This window comes from Brevibacterium luteolum (assembly GCF_025147615.1).
GTDB lineage: Bacteria > Actinomycetota > Actinomycetes > Actinomycetales > Brevibacteriaceae > Brevibacterium > Brevibacterium luteolum.
Genome location: NZ_JALXPM010000025.1, coordinates 1 through 21023 on the forward strand (window position 1 = coordinate 1; position 21023 = coordinate 21023).

General features: G+C 67.7%; 21 protein-coding genes and 1 tRNA gene. 19 read left to right on the forward strand and 3 right to left on the reverse strand.

From position 1 onward, the window contains the following. The 12 genes from M3C25_RS07740 to M3C25_RS07795 form a co-directional block, all read left to right on the forward strand. On the forward strand, positions 1–2316 hold a 2316-nt coding region (locus tag M3C25_RS07740; protein ID WP_259855644.1), incomplete at its 5' end, for a 4-alpha-glucanotransferase. After that, positions 2313–2681: a chorismate mutase gene (locus tag M3C25_RS07745; RefSeq protein ID WP_102159798.1), complete on the forward strand. Its 369-nt coding sequence runs from the start codon at positions 2313–2315 to the stop codon at positions 2679–2681. The genes M3C25_RS07740 and M3C25_RS07745, both read left to right, overlap by 4 nt. A 258-nt stretch (positions 2682–2939) precedes the next feature. Continuing rightward, the gene (gene rplU / locus M3C25_RS07750; protein WP_259855646.1) at positions 2940–3248 is read left to right on the forward strand and encodes a 50S ribosomal protein L21; all 309 of its coding nucleotides are present in this window, start codon (positions 2940–2942) and stop codon (positions 3246–3248) included. A 30-nt stretch (positions 3249–3278) separates the two neighbouring features. Further along, positions 3279–3530, forward strand: a complete 252-nt coding sequence (gene rpmA, locus M3C25_RS07755) for a 50S ribosomal protein L27 (RefSeq protein WP_102159802.1) — start codon at positions 3279–3281, stop codon at positions 3528–3530. A 232-nt stretch (positions 3531–3762) separates the two neighbouring features. Continuing rightward, positions 3763–5310 (forward strand): GTPase ObgE, encoded by a 1548-nt coding sequence (gene obgE, locus M3C25_RS07760; protein ID WP_259855649.1) that lies wholly within the window; start codon positions 3763–3765, stop codon positions 5308–5310. Beyond that, entirely contained in the window at positions 5307–6452 is a 1146-nt protein-coding gene (proB, locus tag M3C25_RS07765) for a glutamate 5-kinase (protein ID WP_375545105.1), read from the forward strand. Before obgE ends, proB begins: the two co-directional genes overlap by 4 nt. Positions 6453–6465: 13 nt before the next feature. Beyond that, on the forward strand, positions 6466–7761 hold the full coding sequence (locus tag M3C25_RS07770) for a glutamate-5-semialdehyde dehydrogenase (RefSeq protein ID WP_259855651.1): 1296 nt from the start codon (positions 6466–6468) through the stop codon (positions 7759–7761). A gap of 116 nt (positions 7762–7877) precedes the next feature. Next, entirely contained in the window at positions 7878–8036 is a 159-nt protein-coding gene (locus tag M3C25_RS07775; RefSeq protein ID WP_170273905.1) for a hypothetical protein, read from the forward strand. 1 nt (position 8037) lies between these two features. Beyond that, positions 8038–8637, forward strand: a complete 600-nt coding sequence (nadD, locus tag M3C25_RS07780; protein WP_165883086.1) for a nicotinate-nucleotide adenylyltransferase — start codon at positions 8038–8040, stop codon at positions 8635–8637. Further along, complete coding sequence (locus M3C25_RS07785) at positions 8630–10222, forward strand: hypothetical protein (RefSeq protein WP_259855653.1); 1593 nt, start codon at positions 8630–8632, stop codon at positions 10220–10222. The genes nadD and M3C25_RS07785 overlap by 8 nt, the downstream gene beginning before the upstream one ends. A 26-nt stretch (positions 10223–10248) precedes the next feature. Beyond that, a complete protein-coding gene (gene rsfS, locus M3C25_RS07790; protein ID WP_259855666.1) occupies positions 10249–10659 on the forward strand; it encodes a ribosome silencing factor in 411 nt (136 codons plus the stop codon). After that, positions 10659–11276 carry a histidine phosphatase family protein gene (locus M3C25_RS07795; RefSeq protein WP_259855667.1) on the forward strand — a complete coding sequence of 206 codons (618 nt, stop codon included), beginning with the start codon at positions 10659–10661 and terminating at the stop codon, positions 11274–11276. Before rsfS ends, M3C25_RS07795 begins: the two co-directional genes overlap by 1 nt. A gap of 9 nt (positions 11277–11285) precedes the next feature. Here the strand turns inward: M3C25_RS07795 and M3C25_RS07800 are convergent, their stop codons facing one another. Beyond that, positions 11286–12407 (reverse strand): glycosyltransferase family 4 protein, encoded by a 1122-nt coding sequence (locus tag M3C25_RS07800; protein ID WP_259855703.1) that lies wholly within the window; start codon positions 12405–12407, stop codon positions 11286–11288. Between the two features lie 200 nt (positions 12408–12607). On the opposite strand from M3C25_RS07800, the gene M3C25_RS07805 reads away from it, so the two are divergent. Genes M3C25_RS07805 through M3C25_RS07830 form a run of 6 tightly spaced genes read left to right on the forward strand, consistent with a single transcriptional unit; the run spans position 12608 to position 18514 of the window. After that, positions 12608–15655 (forward strand): DUF4040 family protein, encoded by a 3048-nt coding sequence (locus M3C25_RS07805; protein WP_259855668.1) that lies wholly within the window; start codon positions 12608–12610, stop codon positions 15653–15655. After that, entirely contained in the window at positions 15652–15984 is a 333-nt protein-coding gene (locus M3C25_RS07810; protein ID WP_165883080.1) for a sodium:proton antiporter, read from the forward strand. The genes M3C25_RS07805 and M3C25_RS07810 overlap by 4 nt, the downstream gene beginning before the upstream one ends. Next, entirely contained in the window at positions 15981–17501 is a 1521-nt protein-coding gene (locus tag M3C25_RS07815) for a monovalent cation/H+ antiporter subunit D family protein (protein ID WP_259855669.1), read from the forward strand. The genes M3C25_RS07810 and M3C25_RS07815 overlap by 4 nt, the downstream gene beginning before the upstream one ends. Continuing rightward, positions 17494–17880 carry a Na+/H+ antiporter subunit E gene (locus tag M3C25_RS07820; protein ID WP_170273989.1) on the forward strand — a complete coding sequence of 129 codons (387 nt, stop codon included), beginning with the start codon at positions 17494–17496 and terminating at the stop codon, positions 17878–17880. Before M3C25_RS07815 ends, M3C25_RS07820 begins: the two co-directional genes overlap by 8 nt. Beyond that, positions 17877–18137, forward strand: a complete 261-nt coding sequence (locus M3C25_RS07825) for a transporter (protein WP_102159825.1) — start codon at positions 17877–17879, stop codon at positions 18135–18137. The genes M3C25_RS07820 and M3C25_RS07825 overlap by 4 nt, the downstream gene beginning before the upstream one ends. Beyond that, complete coding sequence (locus M3C25_RS07830; protein ID WP_259855671.1) at positions 18134–18514, forward strand: cation:proton antiporter; 381 nt, start codon at positions 18134–18136, stop codon at positions 18512–18514. Before M3C25_RS07825 ends, M3C25_RS07830 begins: the two co-directional genes overlap by 4 nt. A 4-nt stretch (positions 18515–18518) precedes the next feature. Here the strand turns inward: M3C25_RS07830 and M3C25_RS07835 are convergent, their stop codons facing one another. Then, positions 18519–19439, reverse strand: a complete 921-nt coding sequence (locus M3C25_RS07835; RefSeq protein ID WP_259855672.1) for an alpha/beta fold hydrolase — start codon at positions 19437–19439, stop codon at positions 18519–18521. Positions 19440–19605: 166 nt separating this feature from the next. On the opposite strand from M3C25_RS07835, the gene M3C25_RS07840 reads away from it, so the two are divergent. Beyond that, positions 19606–19678: transfer RNA gene (locus M3C25_RS07840), tRNA-Ala, on the forward strand. 354 nt (positions 19679–20032) lie between these two features. On the opposite strand, the gene M3C25_RS07845 is transcribed toward M3C25_RS07840, so the two are convergent. Beyond that, a complete protein-coding gene (locus M3C25_RS07845; protein ID WP_259855673.1) occupies positions 20033–20977 on the reverse strand; it encodes a recombinase zinc ribbon domain-containing protein in 945 nt (314 codons plus the stop codon). Between the last annotated feature and the right edge of the window lie 46 nt (positions 20978–21023).

Genomic DNA, 21023 nt, shown 5'->3' on the forward strand with positions numbered 1-21023 from the left:
ATGACTCCGCTGCACGACCTCGCCGCCCGCTGCGGCATCAGCCCGGTGACCCGCGATGACGACGGCACCCAGCGCCCCGTTCCCGAGGCGGTCCTCACCGGCCTGCTCGAAGCTCTCGGGGTGGCCGCCACCACCGACGACGACGTCGCCGCCAGTCTGCAGCAGCTCGCCGATGACGAGGTGCGCCGGGGACTGCCGCGCTGCGTGACGATGCGGGCAGGCGCACCCGAAGGCGTGCCGGTCCACGTGCGCGAGGGAGCGCCCTACCGGCTCCTCATCGAGACCGAAGACGGTGCCGTGCTGCCGGTCGAGGCGATCGGCGAGGCGACCGCGACCACCTCGGTGATGGTCGACGGGACACCGCAGCTGCGTCAGTGCCGCACCGCCGTTCTGCCCGAAGGGCTGCCGACCGGCTACCACACCCTCGTGCTCACCGACGGCGACGCCGAGCACCGCTGCCCGCTCATCGTCGCCCCCGCCGCCACACCCGGTCCCGGCAGCCGTGCAGGGCAGGCCGGGGATGCCCGCGAGCGGATGTGGGGCCTGTGCGCTGACCTCTACGCGATCCGGTCCCACCGCTCCTGGGGAGTCGGGGACTTCGGCGACCTCAGCGACCTCGTCATCGCCGCCGCCGACCGCGGTGCCGACTTCATCCGACTGGGTCCCATCCACGCACTGCCGATCCGCGAGACCAACGTCAAGAGCTCGAAGGCCAGCCCACTGGGCACCCCATCTCCCTACGTGCCCTCCAGCCGGGTGGCGATCGACCCGATCTACCTGCGCATCGAAGACGTCCCGGAGATCGGCCACGTTCCCGCCGCCCAGCGCGAGGCGATCCAGTCACTCGGCCGCGGCTGGGGCCGGCCGAATGCCGCCGCCGAGCCGATCCCGCGCGCCAAGGTGCTCGGCGACAAGCTCGCCGCCCTGCGCATCCTCTACAGCATGCCCCCGACGCCGACGCGGCGCCGGCTGTTCGCCGACTTCTGCCGGCAGGCCCCGGAGTCGCTCCAACGCTGGGCGCTCATGAGCGCGGCAGCCGCCCACTACGCCACCGGGCGGAACCCGGATGCGTGGCGGGAGAAGATGCCGCACCCGCACAGCAGGACAGCCGCGGAGTTCTCCGAAGAGCACCGCACCGATGTCGAGTTCTGGCTGTGGACCCAGTTCCTGGCCGTCGAACAGCTGCGCCAGGTCAAGGCTGTGGCCGCACAGGTCGGCATGCGGGTCGGGCTCATCACCGACATCGCCCCGGGCATCAGCGCCGAGGGCGGAGACTGGTGGGCGGGCCTGCCCGGCGAGGACGCCGACTCCGGCGGTCAGAGCCTGTACCTCGACGGCATCGAACGCCGCGACGGCTCGGCCTCCAGCGGCGATGCCGCCCTGCGCCCGTGGAATCCGCATCTGCTCGCCGCAGACGGCTACACCGCGGTGCGCGACATGCTGCGCACCGCCGCGGCCGGAGCCGGGGCGATCAGCATCGAGCGCTTCTCCAGCCTCGGCCGGCAGCGGTGGGCCGTCACCGACGCCGAGGAAGATGCCTGGGCCGAAGTGGACCTCGGGAGCGAGGCGATCGATGCGGTGCTCGCCCTCGAATCCGAACGCCTCGGCCTTGACATCCTTTCAACCACCTCGGTGTGGGAGGACCCCGAGCTGCGCCACAGCTTCGCTGACGGGACCGCGCCGGTTGAGACGATCGCCGTGCTCACCCCGCCGACCCACACACCGCTGGCCAGCTACATCAACCTCGGCGACATCGAGGCCGCGCAGAAGCACAAGGCCCTCGACGGCGACGTCCACCAGCTCACCAGCGACGCCCGCACTGCCCGCCAGGAGGTGCTCAAGGAAGCCGCCGAACTCGGTGCGCTGGCCCCGACCGAGACGATGGTCGGCACGATCGACGAACCCTGGCCGGTCGTCGCCGGGCTGCACACCTACCTCGGACAGCTCAACGCCGCCTACCTCGGAGCCTCCCTCATGGATATCGTCGGCCAGGAGGCCCCGCCGCACATTCCGGGCGCGGGGGAGTCCCACCCGAACTGGTCGGTGGTGCTCCAGGACGCGAACGCCCAAGCGGTCCTCATCGAGGAACTCGACCAGCATCCCGGCTTCGCCCAGATCGCGAACACGCTGAGCGAACAGGTCTCCGGCGGCCTTAGGCTGGAGGCCACCGAGCCGGCCGCCGGCTTCGCCGCAGACACCGGTTCGACGGCCGCCGACGAACTCCAGGCCGATGCCGGAGAGGGCGCATCGGGCAGCGAACGGCAGACCACCGGCTCGACAGCTGCCAGCGCCCGCACCCGTGAGGAGGACAGATGACCAGCGAATCCGCGAATGCGCAGTCAGCCGGCAGCGCGACCGGTGTGCCGGCAGACGCCCACGCCGAGGCGCCTGCGGAGCTCACGCGACTGCGCAACAGCATCGACAACGTCGACGCCGCGCTCATCCACATCCTCGCCGAACGGTTCAAGCTCACCGAAGCCGTCGGCCGGCTCAAAGCCAGCAGCGACTTGCCGCCCGCCGACCCGGCACGTGAGGCCCGGCAGGTCGAACGGCTGCGCTCCCTGGCCGAGGAGAGCCACCTCGATCCCGAATTCGCTGAGAAGTTCCTCACATTCATCGTCGCCGAGGTCATCCGCCACCATGAGCGGATCGCCGAGGAGAACCGCGACAGCTCAGCCTGAGCCGGTGCGGCGCCGGCTGCCAGGGGAGAGGCGCCGGTGACAGGGCCGCCCGGCTGCTTTGAATCCGGTGGCCAGGCGCGCTAGACTGTTGCGTCGGTGCAGAAAGCACCACGGTCGATCCTTCCTCTCAATGGGTCGGATCCTCCTGCCGGTTGCCGCGCAGCCTGCAGAAGGAGACGGACCAAGGAAGTATTGCCGTTTCGGGAAGTCGCCGCAGCATCCGGCTGGGCGCGCAGAATGCTAAGAAGGGGTTCGCACATGGTCTATGCCATCGTCCGTGCCGGCGGCCATCAGGAGAAGGTCAGCGTCGGCGATATCATCACCGTCAACCGTATGAAGGCCGCAGCTGGCGACAACGTCGAACTCGAAGCAGTTCTGCACGTCGACGGCGACACCGTCACCCACGACTCTGACTCGCTTGCCGAGATCACCGTGACCGCCGAGGTCGTCGACGAGACCCGCGGACCGAAGATCGTCATCCAGAAGTACAAGAACAAGACTGGATACAAGAAGCGGATCGGTCACCGCCAGGATCTCACCCGCCTGAAGATCACCGGTATCAAGTAAGCACACCCAGCTCTTTCTAGGAGACACACTATGGCAACGAAAAAGGGAGCGAGCTCGACCAAGAACGGTCGCGACTCAAACGCCCAGCGACTGGGTGTCAAGCGCTTCGGCGGCCAGACCGTCAACGCCGGCGAGATCCTCGTCCGTCAGCGCGGCACCCGTTTCCACCCGGGCGCCAATGTCGGCAAGGGCGGCGACGACACGCTGTTCGCCCTCTCGGCAGGCACCGTTGAGTTCGGCGCGAAGGGCGGCCGCAAGGTCGTCAACATCGTCGCCGGCTGATAACAGACATTCCGGCAGTCCGGCTGCCGGCTCACCACGACGGTGAGCGCACGGAGGGGTGAGTCCGCACGGACTCACCCCTTTGCGCATCTTCCGCACCGTTCGCTCCCCGGGCGCATCACCCACCGAGGCGTTGCGCCCGCTAGGCTTGAGCGGGCAGCCGCTGGACAGCTGTGCCAGCACCCAGACCAGGCAGCACACCTGGTCGTCAACCACAGGATGACAGGACGCTATGGCCATCGAATTCATTGACCGTGTGACTCTGCACGTCTCCGCAGGCGACGGCGGCAACGGCTGCACGTCGGTGCGGCGTGAGAAGTTCAAGCCCCTCGGCGGCCCCGACGGCGCCAACGGCGGTAACGGCGGCGACGTTATCCTCGAAGTCGACGACCAGACCACCACGCTCCTGCCGTACCAGCGCTCACCGCATCGCAGCGCTCCCAACGGCGGGATCGGCAAGGGCGACCTGCGGCATGGCGCCGACGGTGAGGACCTCATTCTGGCCGTGCCCTCCGGCACGGTCGTGAAAGCCGCTGACGGCACCCTGCTGGCCGACCTTGTCGAGCCGGGCACCCGGTTCATCGCCGCCGCCGGCGGCCGCGGCGGGCTCGGCAACGCAGCCCTTGCCTCGAAGAAGCGCAAGGCACCCGGCTTCGCCCTGCTCGGCGAACCCGGTGAGACCCGCGACCTCATCCTCGAAGTCAAGACCGTCGCCGACGTCGCCCTCATCGGCTACCCGTCAGCCGGCAAGTCCAGCCTCATCGCCGCCCTCTCGGCAGCCAAGCCGAAGATCGCCGACTACCCCTTCACCACGCTCGTGCCCAACCTCGGCGTCGTGCAGGCCGGCGACACCCGCTACACGATCGCCGATGTGCCCGGGCTCATCCCCGGAGCCGCACAGGGCCGCGGTCTCGGCCACGAGTTCCTCCGCCACGTCGAACGCTGCGCAGTCCTCGTCCACGTCATCGACATGGCCACCTGGGAGACCGACCGCGACCCGGTCAGCGACCTCAAGACCATCGAAGCCGAACTCGCCGCCTACGAGGTCGACGTCGCCCCCGGAGACGACAACACCGCAGGCGACCTGCTGCTGCTGACCGAACGGCCCACCCTCGTGGCCTTCAACAAGGTCGATGTGCCCGACGCACAGGATCTGGCCGACATCGTCCGCGAGGACGTCGAGGCCGCCGGCTACCGGGTCTTCGACGTCTCGGCTGCCACCCACAAGGGACTGAAGGAACTGTCGTACGCGCTGGCCGACATCGTCGCCGCCGAGCGCGAACGCCGCGCTGCCGAAGCGAAGGAACCGGTGCGCACCGTCATCCGCCCGGTCGCCGTCGACGACACCGGATTCCAGATCGTCGAAGAGCACTCCGCTGACGGTCCGGTCTTCCGGATCCTCGGCGCCAAGCCCGAACGCTGGGTGCGCCAGACCGACTTCGGCAACGACGAAGCCGTCGGCTACCTTGCCGACCGGCTCGAGCGCCTCGGTGTCGAAGAAGAGCTGTTCCGGGCCGGAGCCAAGCCCGGTGAGACCATCGTCATCGGACCCGATGACGGGGTGGTCTTCGACTGGGATCCGACCATGGTCGGCGGAGCCGAACTGCTGGCCGCCCCACGCGGCGGCGACGCCCGGCTCGAAGAGAGCGGCCGCGCCACCCGCCGGGAGCGCAAGGCCGCCTTCCACGAGCGGATGGACGCCAAGGCCGCCACGCGCGCCGAGTTCGAAGCCGAGCGGCTGGCCGAGAAGGCCCTGCGGGAGGAAGGAGAACAGGGGTGAGCGATGTGACCCTGGAGGCCACCCGCGAGGCGGTGCGCCGCGCCAAGCGCGTCGTCGTCAAGATCGGCTCCTCGTCGCTGACCTCGGTGGCAGGCGGCCTCAACCGCGACCATCTGCGCGCCCTGACGACCGCACTGGCTCAGCACCGGGCTGCCGGCCACGAGGTCATCCTGGTCTCCTCCGGCGCGATCGCCGCCGGCCTCGAACCGGCCGGACTGCCCAAACGGCCGAAGGACCTCGCCACCCAGCAGGCCGCCGCGGGCGTCGGCCAGGGCCTGCTCATGGCGGCCTACACCACCGTGCTGCGCGAACACGCCGTCGTACCCGGCCAGGTGCTGCTGACCGCCGACGACCTTATCCGCCGCACCCAGTACCGCAACGCCCAGCGCGCCATCGAACGCCTCCTTGCCCTGGGCGTCATGCCGATCGTCAACGAGAACGATGCTGTGGCCACCCACGAGATCCGCTTCGGCGACAACGACCGTCTCGCTGCCCTCGTCGCCCACCTGACCCACGCCGATGCACTCGTGCTGCTCTCCGACGTCGACGCCCTGTACACCGCACCCCCGGGCGACCCGGACTCCCGCCGCGTCGACTTCGTCCCGGACCAGGACGCACTGGCCGCCTACGGCATCGGCGGCACCGGGGCGGCCGGCACTGGCACCGGCGGGATGCTGACGAAGGTGCAGGCGGCGACCATGGCCGCCGACTCCGGCATCCCGACCGTGCTGACAGCAGCCGACAACGTCTACCGGGCACTGGCCGGAGAGGACATCGGCACTTACTTCGCCGTCACTCACCGGCGCCGCCAGACCCGCCTGCTGTGGCTGGCGCATTTGGCCCAGACACTGGGTTCCATCCGCATCGACGACGGTGCCGTGCGCGCGATCTCCCGGCGCGGCACGTCTCTGCTGGCTGCCGGGGTCAGCGGCGTCGACGGGGAGTTCGAAGCCGGAGATCCAGTTGATGTTCGCGACTCTGAGGGTAGGCTGGTGGCGCGTGGGCTGGTGAACTTCGCCGCTCACGAACTCCCAGACCTGTTCGGGCTGTCCACTGATGAACTGGGTCGGCGCTTCGGGGATGACTACCGCAAGGAGATCATCCACCGCAACGACCTGGTTCTCACCGACGCCGTCTTCTAAGAAAGCACTGACCATGACGGAAACTGCGACTTCTGAGATCCATCCCAAGACCGTGCGCGCGATCACCCGCATCGCCAAGAGCGCCAAGGATGCCTCCACGGAGCTGGCCACCACCTCGACTGCGGTGAAGAACGCCGCGCTCGAGGCGATCGCCCAGACGCTGGAGGAGAACACCGCTGACATCCTGCAGGCCAATGCCGAGGACCTGGAGATGGCGGAGAAGAAGGGCACGGCTGAGGCACTGCTCGACCGGCTGCGGCTGACCGAGGAGCGCATCGCCGACATCGCTGGTGCTGTACGCGAGGTCATCGCGCTCGACGACCCGGTCGGCACCGTCATCCAGGGCCGCACCCTGCTCAACGGCATCCAGCTGACCGAACAGCGGGTGCCGATGGGCGTCATCGGTGCGATCTACGAAGCCCGCCCGAACGTCACCGTCGACATCGCCGCCCTTGCCATCAAGGCCGGCAACGCCGTCGTGCTGCGCGGGGGATCGGCTGCGAAGTCCTCGAACACGCTGCTCATCGAGCTGTTGCGCTCAGCGGTCGAAAGCACGGGCCTGCCGGCCGCGACCGTCGCTGGCATCGACGAGTACGGCCGCGACGGTGCGAAGGTGCTCATGCAGTCACGTGACTTCGTCGACCTGCTCATCCCGCGCGGCGGCGCCGACCTCATCTCGACTGTCGTGCACGAGTCGATCGTGCCGGTCATCGAGACCGGGGTCGGCAATGTGCATATGTTCCTCGACGCCTCGGCCACGGCCCGGCAGTCCGCCGGCCTCGTCGTCAACTCCAAGACCCAGCGGCCGAGCGTGTGCAACGCCCTGGAGACCCTGCTGGTGCATGAGAAGGCGGCCCGGCGCGTGCTGCCGAAGATCCTCGGCGAACTCGACGCCCACGGCGTGACGATCCACGCTGGTTCCGATGTCGGCGAGTACGCCCCAGACGGTGTCAAGGTCCGGCGGGTCTCGCGCCGTGACTGGGCCAAGGAGTACCTCGGCCTGGAGATCGCGATCAAGCTCGTCTCCAGCCTGGACGAGGCCATCGAGCACATCCGCGCCTACACCTCCGGCCACACCGAGGTCATCGTCACCAACGACATCTCCAACGCCGACGCCTTCGTCGGTGCCGTCGATGCCGCCGCTGTCGGCGTCAACGTCTCAACCCGGTTCACCGACGGCGGGCAGTTCGGCCTCGGAGCGGAGGTCGGCATCTCGACGCAGAAACTGCACGCGCGCGGGCCGATGGGCCTGACCCACCTGACGACGAGCAAGTGGATCATGCGCGGCAGCGGACAGCTGCGCATCTGAATCGATGGCCGGCCACGCCGCGCCCGGGTGCGCGCTGACCTGCATTTCATGAGAAACTGGTGACGACTGTCGCGCCCGCGCGGCAGCCGGCACCATCTGACACAAGGAGAAACTGAGTGAAGACCGCCATCCTGCTCGCCCAGGCAGCACCTGAGCATCATGTCGTCATCGACCTGCCGATGGACCCGATCTACTTCGGCCTCATCGCATTTGGCATCCTGATGTTCCTCATGTTCGTCACGATGTCGTGGAAGGGCATCTCGCACCGTCACTGACATGTCATCAGGTCCGCGCAGAGTCGGTGTCATGGGTGGCACCTTCGATCCCATTCACAACGGTCACCTGGTCGCCGCCAGCGAGGTGGCGGCCACGTTCGACCTCGATGAGGTCGTGTTCGTGCCCACCGGCATTCCGTATCAGAAGCAGCACGTCACCGCTGCTGAGCACCGCTACCTTATGACGGTCATCGCGACCGCCTCGAATCCGCGGTTCACCGTCTCCCGGGTCGACATCGATCGGCCCGGGGAGACGTACACCATCGACACGCTGCGCGATCTGGCCGAGGTGTATGGTGAAGAAACCGAGCTGTACTTCATCACCGGCGCCGACGCGGTCGAGCAGATCCTGACGTGGAAAGACGTCGAGGAGCTGTTCTCGCTGGCGCACTTCGTCGGCGTCACCCGGCCAGGACACGACCTCAACGGCGACGGCATCCCGACCGATGAGCTGAGCCAACTGCAGATCCCGGCCCTGGCGATCTCCTCGACCGACTGCCGGGCACGTGTGGAAAAGGGCCTGCCGGTCTGGTACCTGGTGCCCGATGGTGTCGTGCAGTACATCGCAAAGCACGAGCTGTACAGGAGTGAGGATGGCTGACGAGTTCATGTCCCGCAAGGCGCGCCGTGAAGCAGAGCGGCGTGCCGCCGAGCAGGCTTTCGAAGCCCGGCAGAGCAGCGGACAGCCCGGGCAGCCGCCGGCAGACACGACACCGGCAAGCACGACTCAGGTACAGCAGACCCAGGCACCTGCCGACCAGCCAGCAGCCCAGCAGCAGGCGGTCCCGGCTTTCGACGGCGCCGAGGTGCCGCCAGTGCGCCACGAGCGCGGCCCGCTGGCAGCCGACCGGCCGGTCGAAGAGGCACCCCCGCAGACCGCAGCCAACCGCCGTCGCTACGACGACGCCTCAGCACCGGTGCGCCGGACTGATCAGCATCAGCAGAACGGTCAGCCGCAGGTGCAGGAAGCCCAGTCGACGCCCTCACCCTCCCAGCCGGTGCCTTCACCGCCGAAGCCCGAGCATGCGCCGCCGCCGTCTGCGACGGACCTGCCGACGTTCGCCACGCGCGCCGAACGGCGCCGCTATCTGCGCGAACACGGGCTCGTGCCCGCTCCCGCCGACGCCGCCGACGCCACCGTTACCGGTGAGAGCGCCGCCGGCACCGGACCGACCGCCCAGGACACCCCGGCAGCAGCGAGCGATGACACCGAGCAGGCTGCGGCGATGACCCCGCGCCCACCGGCCCCGCCGGTCGAGGAGAGCAGCGCAGCCACAAACCAGCGTCCGTACCCCTCGGCCCCGGCCCGGCAGGCCACGGCGAGCAACCTCGCCGGCGACCTCAGCGACGACGTCGCAGACGAGCGTCCGCACACCATGAGCCCCGGCGCCTATGCCACCAGCCATCCGGGCACCCCTGCGGCCCCGGCTCAGGGATCCAGCGGGATGCCAGTCGAGCAGATCGGCACCCAGCGGATGTCACCAGGAGCCAGGCCCGATGCTGTCGTTGCCTCCCCGCCGCCTGCCACCCAGCCAGCCGGCTCACCGCTGCCGTCAGCCCAGCCGACGCCCTCGCCGTCAGCTCAGCAGACCGCAGCACCCGAACAGGCTGCGGCAGCAATCCCGGTGCCCGAGCATGGCCGCCCGGTAACCGGCACGACCCCGCCGACGGCAGGCGGTGTGGACCTCACAGCGCGACGCCAGCGCCGCGCCCCCGTCGTCAAGCCCCCGCAGACAGAGGGCATCCGCGTCGTCACCGGCGCCGCCCAGCTCGCCCGCACCCAGGCGGCGATCGACGAGGCCCGGCGCGCCGACGACGCCCAGACGCCCACCGCCTCGGGTACGGCCGCCGGCACCCAGACCGACCCCAGCGCCGAGGCCGACGACCACGCACTGCGGGTGCGCGCCTCCGGCCCGATGACCACCCCGATCGACGCGATTCCACAGGAAGACCTCGACAAGGAGGTCGAAGGTGACGCCGTCGAATCGTGGGACGCCCCAGACGCCGGGGAGGGCGATGAGCTCGCCAGCCCGCCAGCCCCGCCGATGAGTGCGCGCCAGATCACCCACGAAGACGGCGACATCCTCTACGACGGCGAGCCGTCGAAGCTGCCGTTCATCGTGCTCGGAATCGCAGGAGTCGCGGCGCTCACCCTCATCATCTTCGCCCTCATCCTCATCTTCTGAGGTCTCCTCGTAACGAAAGGAACTGCGTGACGGCTACCGACCACGCGATCGCACTGGCCCGGACTGCCGGACAGGCCGCCGCCGACAAGCTCGGCACCGACATCGTCGCCCTCGACGTCAGCGAGCAGCTCTACCTCACCGACATCTTCCTCATCGCCTCCGTGTCCAATGAGCGGCAGGCCGGCGCCGTCATCGACGCCGTCGAACAGGCGCTGCGCACAACCCACGACGTCAAACCGGCCCGGCGTGAAGGCAAGGGCTCCTCAGGCTGGTCGCTCATCGACTTCGGCGATGTCGTCGTCCACGTCTTCAACGCCGAGGACCGGCAGTTCTACGCTCTCGAAAGCCTGTGGAAGGACTGCCCGGTCATCGAACTCGACATCGACGCAGGCAGCGACAGCGCAGCCGGTGAACCGGCGGCAGGTGTGCAGGACTGATGGTCCAGGCGCTGTACTTCGTCCGGCACGGCGAGACCGACTACAACCGGGAGGGCCGCTTCCAGGGCCACGCCGACATCCCGCTGAACGCCCGCGGCCGTGAGCAGGCAGCAGCGGTGGCCGCCGAGCTGGCTGGTCACGGCATCCGCACTATCGTCTCCTCTGACCTCTCCCGCGCCCGCGAGACCGCTGATGCGATCGCCGGTGCCCTCGGCGTCGAGGTCGAGGAGAACCCGCTGCTGCGCGAACTCAACGTCGGCGACTGGCAGGCCAAGACCCGCCAGGAGATCAGCGAGATCTGGCCCGAGCAGCTCGCCGCCTGGCTCGGCGGCCAAGACATGCGCCCACCCGGCGGCGAGAGCCGCAGCGAATCAGCCAACCGGGTCGTGCAGGCGATCCGCGCCCTCGTCGCAGAGATCGGCGAGGTTGACGGAGCAATCGCCATCGTCGCCCACGGTGCGGTGCTGCGCGGGGCTGCCGAGGAACTCCTCGGCATGAGCGCCGGCAGCGGCAGCCTCGGCGTTCTCGGCAACTGCGCCTACGGTGTGCTCACCCCGCGCCGGGACGCGTGGGTGCTGCGCAGCTGGGGGATGAGCGCCACCGACACCCCCGCGTGAGGCGCGCGGTCAGCGCAGTGGGCGGGCGCTAGTCCTCGGCTGGTGCTCGTCGCCCACCAGCTGGTGAGCGAGATCGAGCAGCTGCTGGGCTGAGCGCTCCCAGCTGAACGTCTGTGCCTGCCTGCGGCCTGCCTCGGCGGCGGTTCGCCAGCGTTCGGCATCGGCAAACCGGAGCACGGCAGCAGCCATCGCCTCGGGGTCCCGCGGGTCGAAGAACTCCGCAACACCATCGGCGAGTTCGTGGAAAACCGGGATGTCCGACAGCGCGACCGGCACTGCGCGGCTCATCGCCTCGACGACCGGCAGACCGAAGCCCTCATCCAACGACGGCATGACGAGCGCGGTCGCCCGATCGAGCAGCTGCTGATAGTCCGCATCGCTGATCCCGCGGTGGAAGACCACCCGGGCACAGTCCGGCGTGAGGCTGCGCAGCCGCGCCTCGATCTGCGCAGTGATGCCACTGGCCAGGTGCAGCGTCCAGCCCGGCAGCCAGTGCAGCGCCTGGACGAGCGTGTCGACGTTCTTATACGGCAGGAACGAACCCATGTAGACGAGCGTGCGCGCATCATGGCCACTGCTGCGCTGCGGCAGCTCGGCCGGCGGGGTGGCGGCATTGCGGATGACGGTGATCGGGCGGCTGGTGAAGTCATGCTCGGCCAGCAGCCGGGCGGTCGTCTCCGAGACCGCAGCAACCGCGTCAGCACGGTCGAGCAACAGCCGCTGCGGCCAATGCGCCTTGTGATACAGCCGCCACAGCCCCCGCACCGGGGCCGGCAGGTCACGCGGCGGCAGCGGGTGCGAGTAGTAGATGAGATCGTGGATCGTGAGGATGAGCTTGTAGTCACGCGGCCAGGAGCCCATCACCTGCATGGGGGAGAAGACGACATCGGCGCCGAGCCGGTTGACCTTCGTGCCGATCCACAGTTCCGCAGGCGACAGCGGAGAATTCAGCTTCACCGACTCGACCTCGGGCAGCATAGCCAGCTGCCGGTCGTCGTGAATGATCGCGGTGACCTCGACGTCGGTGCCTGAGGTGAGCTCGAGCAGGGAGGTGAGCAGGGAGGCGCCGTACCGGGAGATCCCGTCATGATGGGTCATGCGGGTGAACCGGGCATCGAAGAAGAGTCGCATCGCCACCAGCCTAGGCTACGTCCTGCGGTGATCTGCGGTCGGCTTCAGGGTGATATCAGGTTCTCAGCGTTTTGGCGAGCTTCGTTCAGTGTCGATATTATGTTGCGTATGTTCGAAGCGACTCCCGCACCCGTGCCAGCAGCCGCATTCCGAGCTCTTCAACCTGAGAGCGCCATCACGGGTGGACGGGTGGAACATCCATGACAGGACTTGTGACCCTGGCCCTGCTGGCCGGTCTTGTCGCTCTGACCCCGGTCGTCACCGCTCTCTTCGGCCGGGCCTCCGGCTGGCTCATCGGCGCCGCCTACGTCGCTGCCGCCATCGCCTTCATCCCGGCCACCCAGGCAGTGCTCGCCGGTGACACACCGGAATGGGCGCTGCCGTGGATGCCGGCCTTCAACGTCGAGCTCGCCTTCCGCATCGACGGCATCGGCGTGGTCTTCACCCACATCGCGCTGCTTATCGGCGCGGCCGTGCTCTTCTACTCGACACACTATCTCGATAAGGGCCGCAACCTCAGCTTCTACTGGCTGATGGTCGCCTTCACCTTCTCGATGGTCGCTCTTGTGCTGACCAACGACCTCGTCGTCCTGTTCATCGCCTGGGAGCTGACGTCCCTGGCGTCCTTCATGCTCATCGCCCGGTCGGGCTCTTCCGGGGAGGCGCCGTCGTTCCGCACACTCCTCATCACCTTCATCGGCGGTGTGCTGCTGCTTGTCGCCGTCGGGTTCATCATCGCTTTCACCGGCACCACGAACATCGTCGCCGCCCTGACCGATCCGTTCTGGGCAGCCAATCCGGCTGCCACCACGGCAGTGGCGCTGCTCGTGGCGATCGCGGCGATGACGAAATCCGCGCAGTTTCCGTTCCACACCTGGCTGCCTGATGCGATGGCCGCCGCCACCCCGGTCAGCGCCTACCTGCACGCTGCCGCCGTCGTCAAAGCCGGCATCTTCCTGCTCATCCGCTTCACCCCGGCCTTCCACACCACCCCGGCGTGGAACGGCCTGCTCATCACTACCGGCCTCATCACCACGGCACTCGGCGGCTGGTTCGCCCTCAACCAGGCGGACCTGAAGAAGCTCATGGCCTACTCGACGGTCAGCCAGCTGGGCCTCATCGTCGCTGCAATCGGCGTCGGCAGCGAACTGGCCCTCGCGGCGGCCGTCTTCCACGTCATCGCCCACGCGCTGTTCAAGTCCGGGCTGTTCATGATGGTCGGCGTCATCGACCACATGGGCCACACCCGCATGTTCGGCCGTATTCCACAGCTGTTCCGTATCGCCCCGATCTCGTTCGCCGTCACCGTCCTCGGCACCGCCTCGATGGCCGGCATCCCGCCGCTGTTGGGCTTCGCGTCGAAGGAGACGGTGTTCATGGCGCTGCGTGAGACTCCGGGCGCGGCCGCGCTCGGCTGGCTTGCCCTCATCGCCGGTGCTGCGGCGTCGGTGCTGACGTTCGCCTACTGCGCCAAGATCGTCTTCGGCAGCTTCGTCGACGGGCCCGAGGTGCCGGCAGAGAAGCTCGGCCACGAGGACAAGGTCATGCTCACCTTCGCGGCCCTGCCGATCCTTGCGTCCGTGCCGCTGGCGTTCATGCTGCCGACACTGGAGAACCTTGTCGTCCCGGCCGCTGCGGCAGCGCTGCCGGGCACCGACCCGCACCCGCACCTGGCCCTGTGGCACGGCATCAGCCCCGAGCTCATCGCCTCCGCCCTCATCATCGTCGCCGGCACCGTCATCATCCTCACCCGCCAGCGCGCCTGGGAATTCTTCACCGCCGCTACCCTGCCGTTCAACGGCGCCGATGTCATCGACGTCATCACCCGGTTCCTCGGCCGGCTCGGCGCCCGGGCCACCCGTCTCATCGGCGATGAGCGCGGCGCCCCGCACGCCGCAGCACTCATCGGGTTTATGACGGTTGTCTCGATCGGCGGCTTGGCCACTGTGCTGGCCGGCCACGAGCTGCCGGCCGCGCAGCCGAATCTGTCGCGCCCGATCGACTTCGTGCTGCTGGGACTCATCGGGTTCTCCGTCATCGCCGTCTGCTTCTCTCGCTCCCGCATGACCGCCACCGTCGCGCTGTCGGCCGTCGGCATCCTTGCGACCATCCAGATCATGGCGATCGGCGCACCCGACGTCACGCTCACCCAGTTGCTCGTCGAGGCGATGACGATCATCGTCATCATGCTCGTGTTGCAGAAGCTGCCGCGCACCTTCTGGAAGTATCCCAAGCGCATGCAGGTCCGCCGCGGCGTGCTCGCCATCCTCGCCGGCATCGGCGTCGGCGGCATGACATGGGCGATGGCCGGCCGGCGCGAACGCTCCGACATCGCGATGTGGTACCTGAATGAGGCCCCGGAGATCTCTGGGGGCAACAACATCGTCAACGTCATCCTCGTCGAATTCCGTGCACTCGACACCCTCGGCGAACTCACCGTGCTCGGCATGGCCGGCATCGCCATCGTCGCCGTGATGTCGACGGTGCGCGACAAGTACATCGACCCGCCGGCCTCCGAGGTTCCGGAGATGCCGCGCCGGCCGTGGATCGTGCTGCGTCCGCGCGGTTCCATGGCCCACCGTGCGGTGTCTCTGGCCTGGCCGAACGTCGTGGCCATGCAGCTCATGGTCCGGATCGTCGGCCCGATCCTGGCGATCACCTCGGCGCTCATCTTCTGGCGCGGGCACAACGAGCCCGGCGGCGGCTTCATCGCAGCGCTCGTCGGCTCGGCGATCGTCGGGCTGATGTATATGTCGACGTCGAAGGACCGGGCGATCGGCCCGCCGCGCGCGCCGCTGTTCCTCATCGGCGGCGGCATGCTCGTCGCCGTGCTGACCGGCATCGCCGGACTCATCTTCGCCGGGTCGTTCCTCGAGCCGATCCACGGTTACATCCTCGGCGAGCACTTCTCGACCTCGCTCATCTTCGATGTCGGCGTCTATCTGGCGGTCGTCGGACTCATCCTCGTGTCGTTCAACCTGCTCGGCACCTCGGATTCAGCCTTCACCCCGGCTGGTGACGACGTCCTCTACCTCGGTGAGATGCACCGCGATGTCGTCGATCACGAGCGCACCCGAGAACGCACCGACGAGATGGTCCACGGTGAGCTCGCCGGCCCGATGGAGAACATGCGAGGCGAGCCGCCCACAGCTGAGGACTACTTCAGAGAAGAGAGCGACCACACCCGGTTGTCGAGATCATCGAGGCACATCGGCTCAGGCACCCAGATGAAGGAGCGTGGAGAATGATCCTGGCAGTCACAGTCGGCGTTCTCACCGCAGGCGGGGTGTACCTGCTGCTGCAGCGCTCCATGGTGCGTGCCGTCTTCGGTCTCACGCTCATCTCCCACGCCGCGAATTTCGCGCTGCTGGCCTCCGGCGTGCCCGCCTGGCGCGGTGAGCCGCTGGCCGACCGCACCGACATCGCGGTCGCAGCAGATCCGCTGCCGCAGGCCTTCGTGCTCACCGCCATCGTCATCACCCTTGCGGTGACGATCTTCATGCTCGCGATGGCTGTGCTCGGACACGATGACGACCAATACCGCACACCGGAGACAGGGGAGGCCCACCAGCAGTGAATCCCGCTCTTCTGCTCCTCATCATCGCCGTGCCGCTGTTCGCCTCGGCGATGACCGTCCTCATCCGCGTGCGCGTCTTCGAACGCGCCCTGCTGCTCGCCGTTCCGGTCTTCGTCTTCGTCTTCGGCATCGTGCTGCTCGTCTACCACCAGCAGGTGCCGGTCATCGCCCACTCGGTCGGCGGATACGAAGACGGCCTGGCGATCCCGTTCGTGTCCGACACGTTCACCGCGCTCATGCTCACCGTCACCTCGCTGGCGGCGTTCGTGTGCTGTCTGTTCCTCATCACCACCGGTGAGGACCAGTACCGGTTCGTACCCTCGCTGGTGCTCATGATGCTCTCCGGCGTTTACGGTGCCTTCCTCACCGGCGACCTGTTCAACCTTTTCGTCTTCATCGAGGTCATGGTGCTGCCGTCCTACGCGCTCATCGCCGTGACCGGCACCTGGCGGCGCCTGGGTGTGGGGCGGATGTTCGTCATCGTCAACCTGCTCATCTCGACGATCCTCGTCATCGGCGTCGGCTTCGTCTACGGTGCTGCAGGCACCGTGAACATCGCCGGTATCGCAGCGATCGGCCATGTCAGCCCGCAGCTGTCGCTGGCGGTCGGCTTCCTGCTCGTGGCCTTCCTCGGCAAGGCCGGCGCGGCTCCCATGCACGGCTGGCTCATCCGCTCGTATCCGAACACCTCGGCGGGGATGATGGCGCTGTTCTCCGCCCTGCACACGAAAGTCGGCCTCTACGCCGTCTACCGTGTCTACACCGCAGTCTTCGGCCAGCCGGCCCCGTGGGCGTGGGTGCTCGTCGCACTCGTCATCGTCACGATCCTTCTCTCGGTTGTCTCCGCGTTCGGCGAGCACCGGGCCCGCAACGTGCTGGCGTTCACGATGTCCAACGGCGTCGGCCACATCCTCATCGGTGTCGCCCTCATGACCGCCGCAGCACTGTCGGCGGGCATGTACTACCTCATCCACCACATCATCACGATGGCCGGGCTGCTGCTCGTGCTCGGCGCCGTTGAGCAGACCTACGGTACCGGCGCGTTCAAGAAGCTCTCGGGCCTGGCCCGGCGGGAGAAGTTCGCCACGGTCCTCATGGTGCTCGGGCTCTTCAGCATCATCGGCCTGCCGCCCACCTCGGGCCTGTGGGGCAAAGTCGGGCTGATCCTCGCCTCGGCATCGGCAGACCGGCCCGGCTCCTGGATCATCATCGCCGCGATCGTCATCGGCTCGATCATCGGGCTCATGGCCCTGCAGCGGATGTGGTCGAACACGTTCTGGGGCAAGGACATGACGACCTACCACCCGGACTCCAAGCAGACCGGACGCGCCCCAGCCACGGAGCTGACCGACGATGTGCGCATCCCGAACCGGCTGCTCATGCCCGGCGCGATCATGATCGCCGTCTCGGGGTTCCTGTTCTTCGGCGCCCAGCTCGTCATCCCGTTCACACAGCACGCCGCCGAGAGCCTGCTCAACATCACCCCCTACCTGGAGGCGGTGCTCGGACATGTTTAATCCCATCAGCGCGGTCGGATACTCCGCGTGGATCCTCAAGGAAGTCGTCGCCGGCAGCGTCGAGGTCATCACCCACATCTTCCAGTCCGGCGGCTACGGCCACCCGATGATCGTCGAACTGCCGCTGCGCTGCGTGACCGATGTCGAGGTCACCCTCATGGCCTCGTCGATCACCATCACTCCGGGCACCCTCGTCGTCGCCGTCGGCGCCGGGGACGAGCGCCGCCCGCCGACCCTGTTCGTCCACGTCCTCTTCGCCGACAGCGAGGACGAAGCACTCGAAGGACTGCGCGACATGGAGAGCCGACTGCTCAAGGTCACCCGCGGACGCGCACCCGGTGACATCCGTGAGGGCACGAAGTCGGGTGATGTGCGATGACCGTCGTCATCTGGATCTGCATCGCTCTGCTGGCCGCCAGCATCGTCATCGGACTGGTGCGTGCGCTCACCGCCATCGATATGGGTTCGCGAGCCATCATCGGCGACCTCGTGTACTTCTCTGCCATCGGCATCCTCACCTGCATCGCGATGCTCGTGGACCTGTCGATCATCCTCGACGTCATCTTCCTGTCCTCGCTGCTCGGCATCCTCGCCACGGTGGCGCTGGCCCGCATCCAGACAAGGGGGCACCGATGATCCCGGACACCCTGGCCGCTGTGTTCGTCGGGATCTTCGGGATCACCGGCAGCCTGCTCATGTTCTTCTCCGTCATCGCGATGTTCCGTGCCAAGGACGCCCTGGCCCGCATCAGTGTTTTCTCACCGGCCACCGGCCTCGGCATGCCGCTCATCCTTGCCGCCGCCTACATCTACACGCTGTGGCAGGACGGCTTCAGCCTCATGCGCCTGCTGATGGCCCTCGTCGCGTTCGTCTCGCTGCTGCTGGTGTCCTCGGTCGCCTCGAACACCCTCTCGCGGGCGACCTTCATGGGCGGCTCACCGGTATGGCGCAAGACGCACCCGAACCGGCTGGCCGAGCCGCGCCACCCTGAAGACGACGCCGGCCTCAACTGAGCGGTCAGTCCTCGATCGCGTCGATGATCCCTGTGATCTGCTCCGGGCGCTCATAGTGCGTCAGGTGCCCGACGCGATCGAACACCACGAGCCCGGCATCCGGAAGCGAATCAGCGAACGCCGTAGTCGCGGCCAGCGGCGCGATCTTGTCATCCCGCCCGGCGACCACGGTGACCGGCATCGTCAACGCGTCTGCCACCTCGGCGGCGGTGTGCCGGATCGAGACCTCGAAGGCCTCAGCCAGAGAGCGGCGGTCGGCAAACGTCGAGAAGTGCCGGCGATGCTGGTCGTGGATGAACGCGCGCAGCCCCGGATCCCGGGTTGCGGCCATCACCTCGCTCATCAGCCGGACGATGGCCCGGTTGCGCAGCAGCGCGCTGCCGGCCCGTTCTGGCAGCTGTGATCCGGCCCAGTAGTAGGCTTGTGCGGCCTGCGTCATGATCCGGTTCGTGCCCGCGAGTGCGGGGGTGATGATCGGGTTGAGCAGGATGAGCGGTGCCGCCGCCGAGGCGGGGGGCACCTGGGCGCGATCGGCGCGGCTCATCGTGCGGGCGGCCCAGTGGGCGGTCAAGATCGAGCCGAAGGAGTGTCCGATGACCAGCGGGGGAGCGCCTGCGGCAGAGGTCACTGCGGTGACGAGCCCGTCGAGGAAGTCGAGGTAGGCCTCCAGGGTCAGTCCGCCGGGCAACGGGGGAGTGAGCCCGAATCCGGGCAGATCAGGCACATAGGCCTCGCGCGTGCGCAGATGATGGGCGATGAACGATAGACCGTGGTGGTCGCCGCGGAAGCCGTGGATGAGCAGCACCGGCCGGCGCTCTGCGCTGCCGAACGCGCTGCGGGCCGGGTAGTGCCACAGCGCTGTCGGAACTGTGCTGCCCCGGAAGGGGACGGAGAGATCGGCGCGGGCGCTGTGTATGAAGTCCATCGATGGTGAGTCTACCGCCCGGTCACCGGCACAGCTCGCGAGCGCCAGGCGCGGCGTTGCTGCAGACCCGGCTTCAGCGTTGCGCAGCTCACACCTGCAGGATTTTGCAATTCGCCCACGGGTGAGTACCATCGATACAGGCGTTCGCGAGAACACCAACCCGCACGGGGGTATGGCGCAGTTGGTAGCGCGTCTCCATGGCATGGAGAAGGTCAGGGGTTCGAATCCCCTTACCTCCACAATGTGAAGTCTCGGGACATCGTTCACTCGATGTTCCGAGATTTCTTTTTGTTTTGGCGTTGATGTCTCGCGTCATCGTTCCGGGTTTCGCTGTGGAAAACTGCGCGCGAACACGATCGCGAAGCTCTCCGCCCGCTGGCCTCTGACTGTTCGGCCTCGGTATGCGTTTCTTCGTTCCCAGCGACTCGCCCGCGCTGGCCGCCAGTAACTTCGACACCAGATAGCCACAGGACCCCTGAGCTTGGCAGGTCAAGGCTGCGGGCATCTCCTCACCGTGTAATGCCATGGTTGAGTCGTGAACGATGACGTGCGACATGCCTGGAACGATCTCGTGAGACATGTGCAGTCGGGATCTAGGCGGTAGGGGTGAACGATGTCGTGAAACCACACACCCTTACCTCCACCATAAGAGGCTTACTGAAATCGGCGTCCTCGTAAACGCCGCTAAGCAGGTCGAGCCAGAGGTTCGTTAGTTCGGCCAGGCCGCCCTTCGGGGCGGTTTTTGGCGTTTCTGGGCCGCTGTGGCGCGCTGTCGCGGCTTGAGTGGCGGCGCGGGCGGCCTCGGGTGATGCGCCCGCTGTGAGGGCTTCCCAGCCGCGTTCGGCGGCGAGAAGTTCCCGTAGCGGAGAGCGGATGTCGTCACCGACGACTTCGTCGTGGGCGCCGTAGACGTGGGCGAAGATGGCCTGGTTGAGTCTGCGGCGGGTGGCTTCGCTGGCGTGGAGGTACAGCTCGTGGGGGTTCTCGAGCAGGTCGAGGTGGGCGTAGAGGAACGCTCGGCCGCTGGAGAGATCGCCGTGGACTTGGCTGAGTTGCTCGGTGACGCGTTGCCGGTTGCGGGCGATGTCGCGCAGGCGCTGGAGGATGCGTTCTTGCGGGAGCGAGCTGTCGGCGGCGAGGTCGAGGAGGTTGTCTTCTTTGACGGTGAGCTGCGCGAGTTGGTCTTCGAGGTTCTTGCGGAGCAGTTGCTGCGCGGCGACCTGGTCGTTCAGGGCGGTCTCGATGTGGTTACGCACGGCGGCGACAAACGCGGGGCTGAGGCGGATGGTCTTGTAGTGCTCGGCGACGGCGTCTTCGACGCGGTCGATCGAGGAGTATGGGGCGTCGCAGACGTGGTCTTGCACGCCTCGGCATAAGAAGTAGCCGTAGTCGGCGTTGCCGTGCCTGCCGGTGGTACGCATGAGGATCATGCGGCGGTTGACGAGCTGTTCGAGGCGGCACTGCCCGCACCAGATAGTGCCCTTGAGGTAGTGGTCGTGGCGCTTGCGGCGTTCGCGGGCGTAGCCGCGTTCGTCCATGAGCTGCTACACCTGGTTGAACAGCTCCTCGGAGATGAGCGGCTCG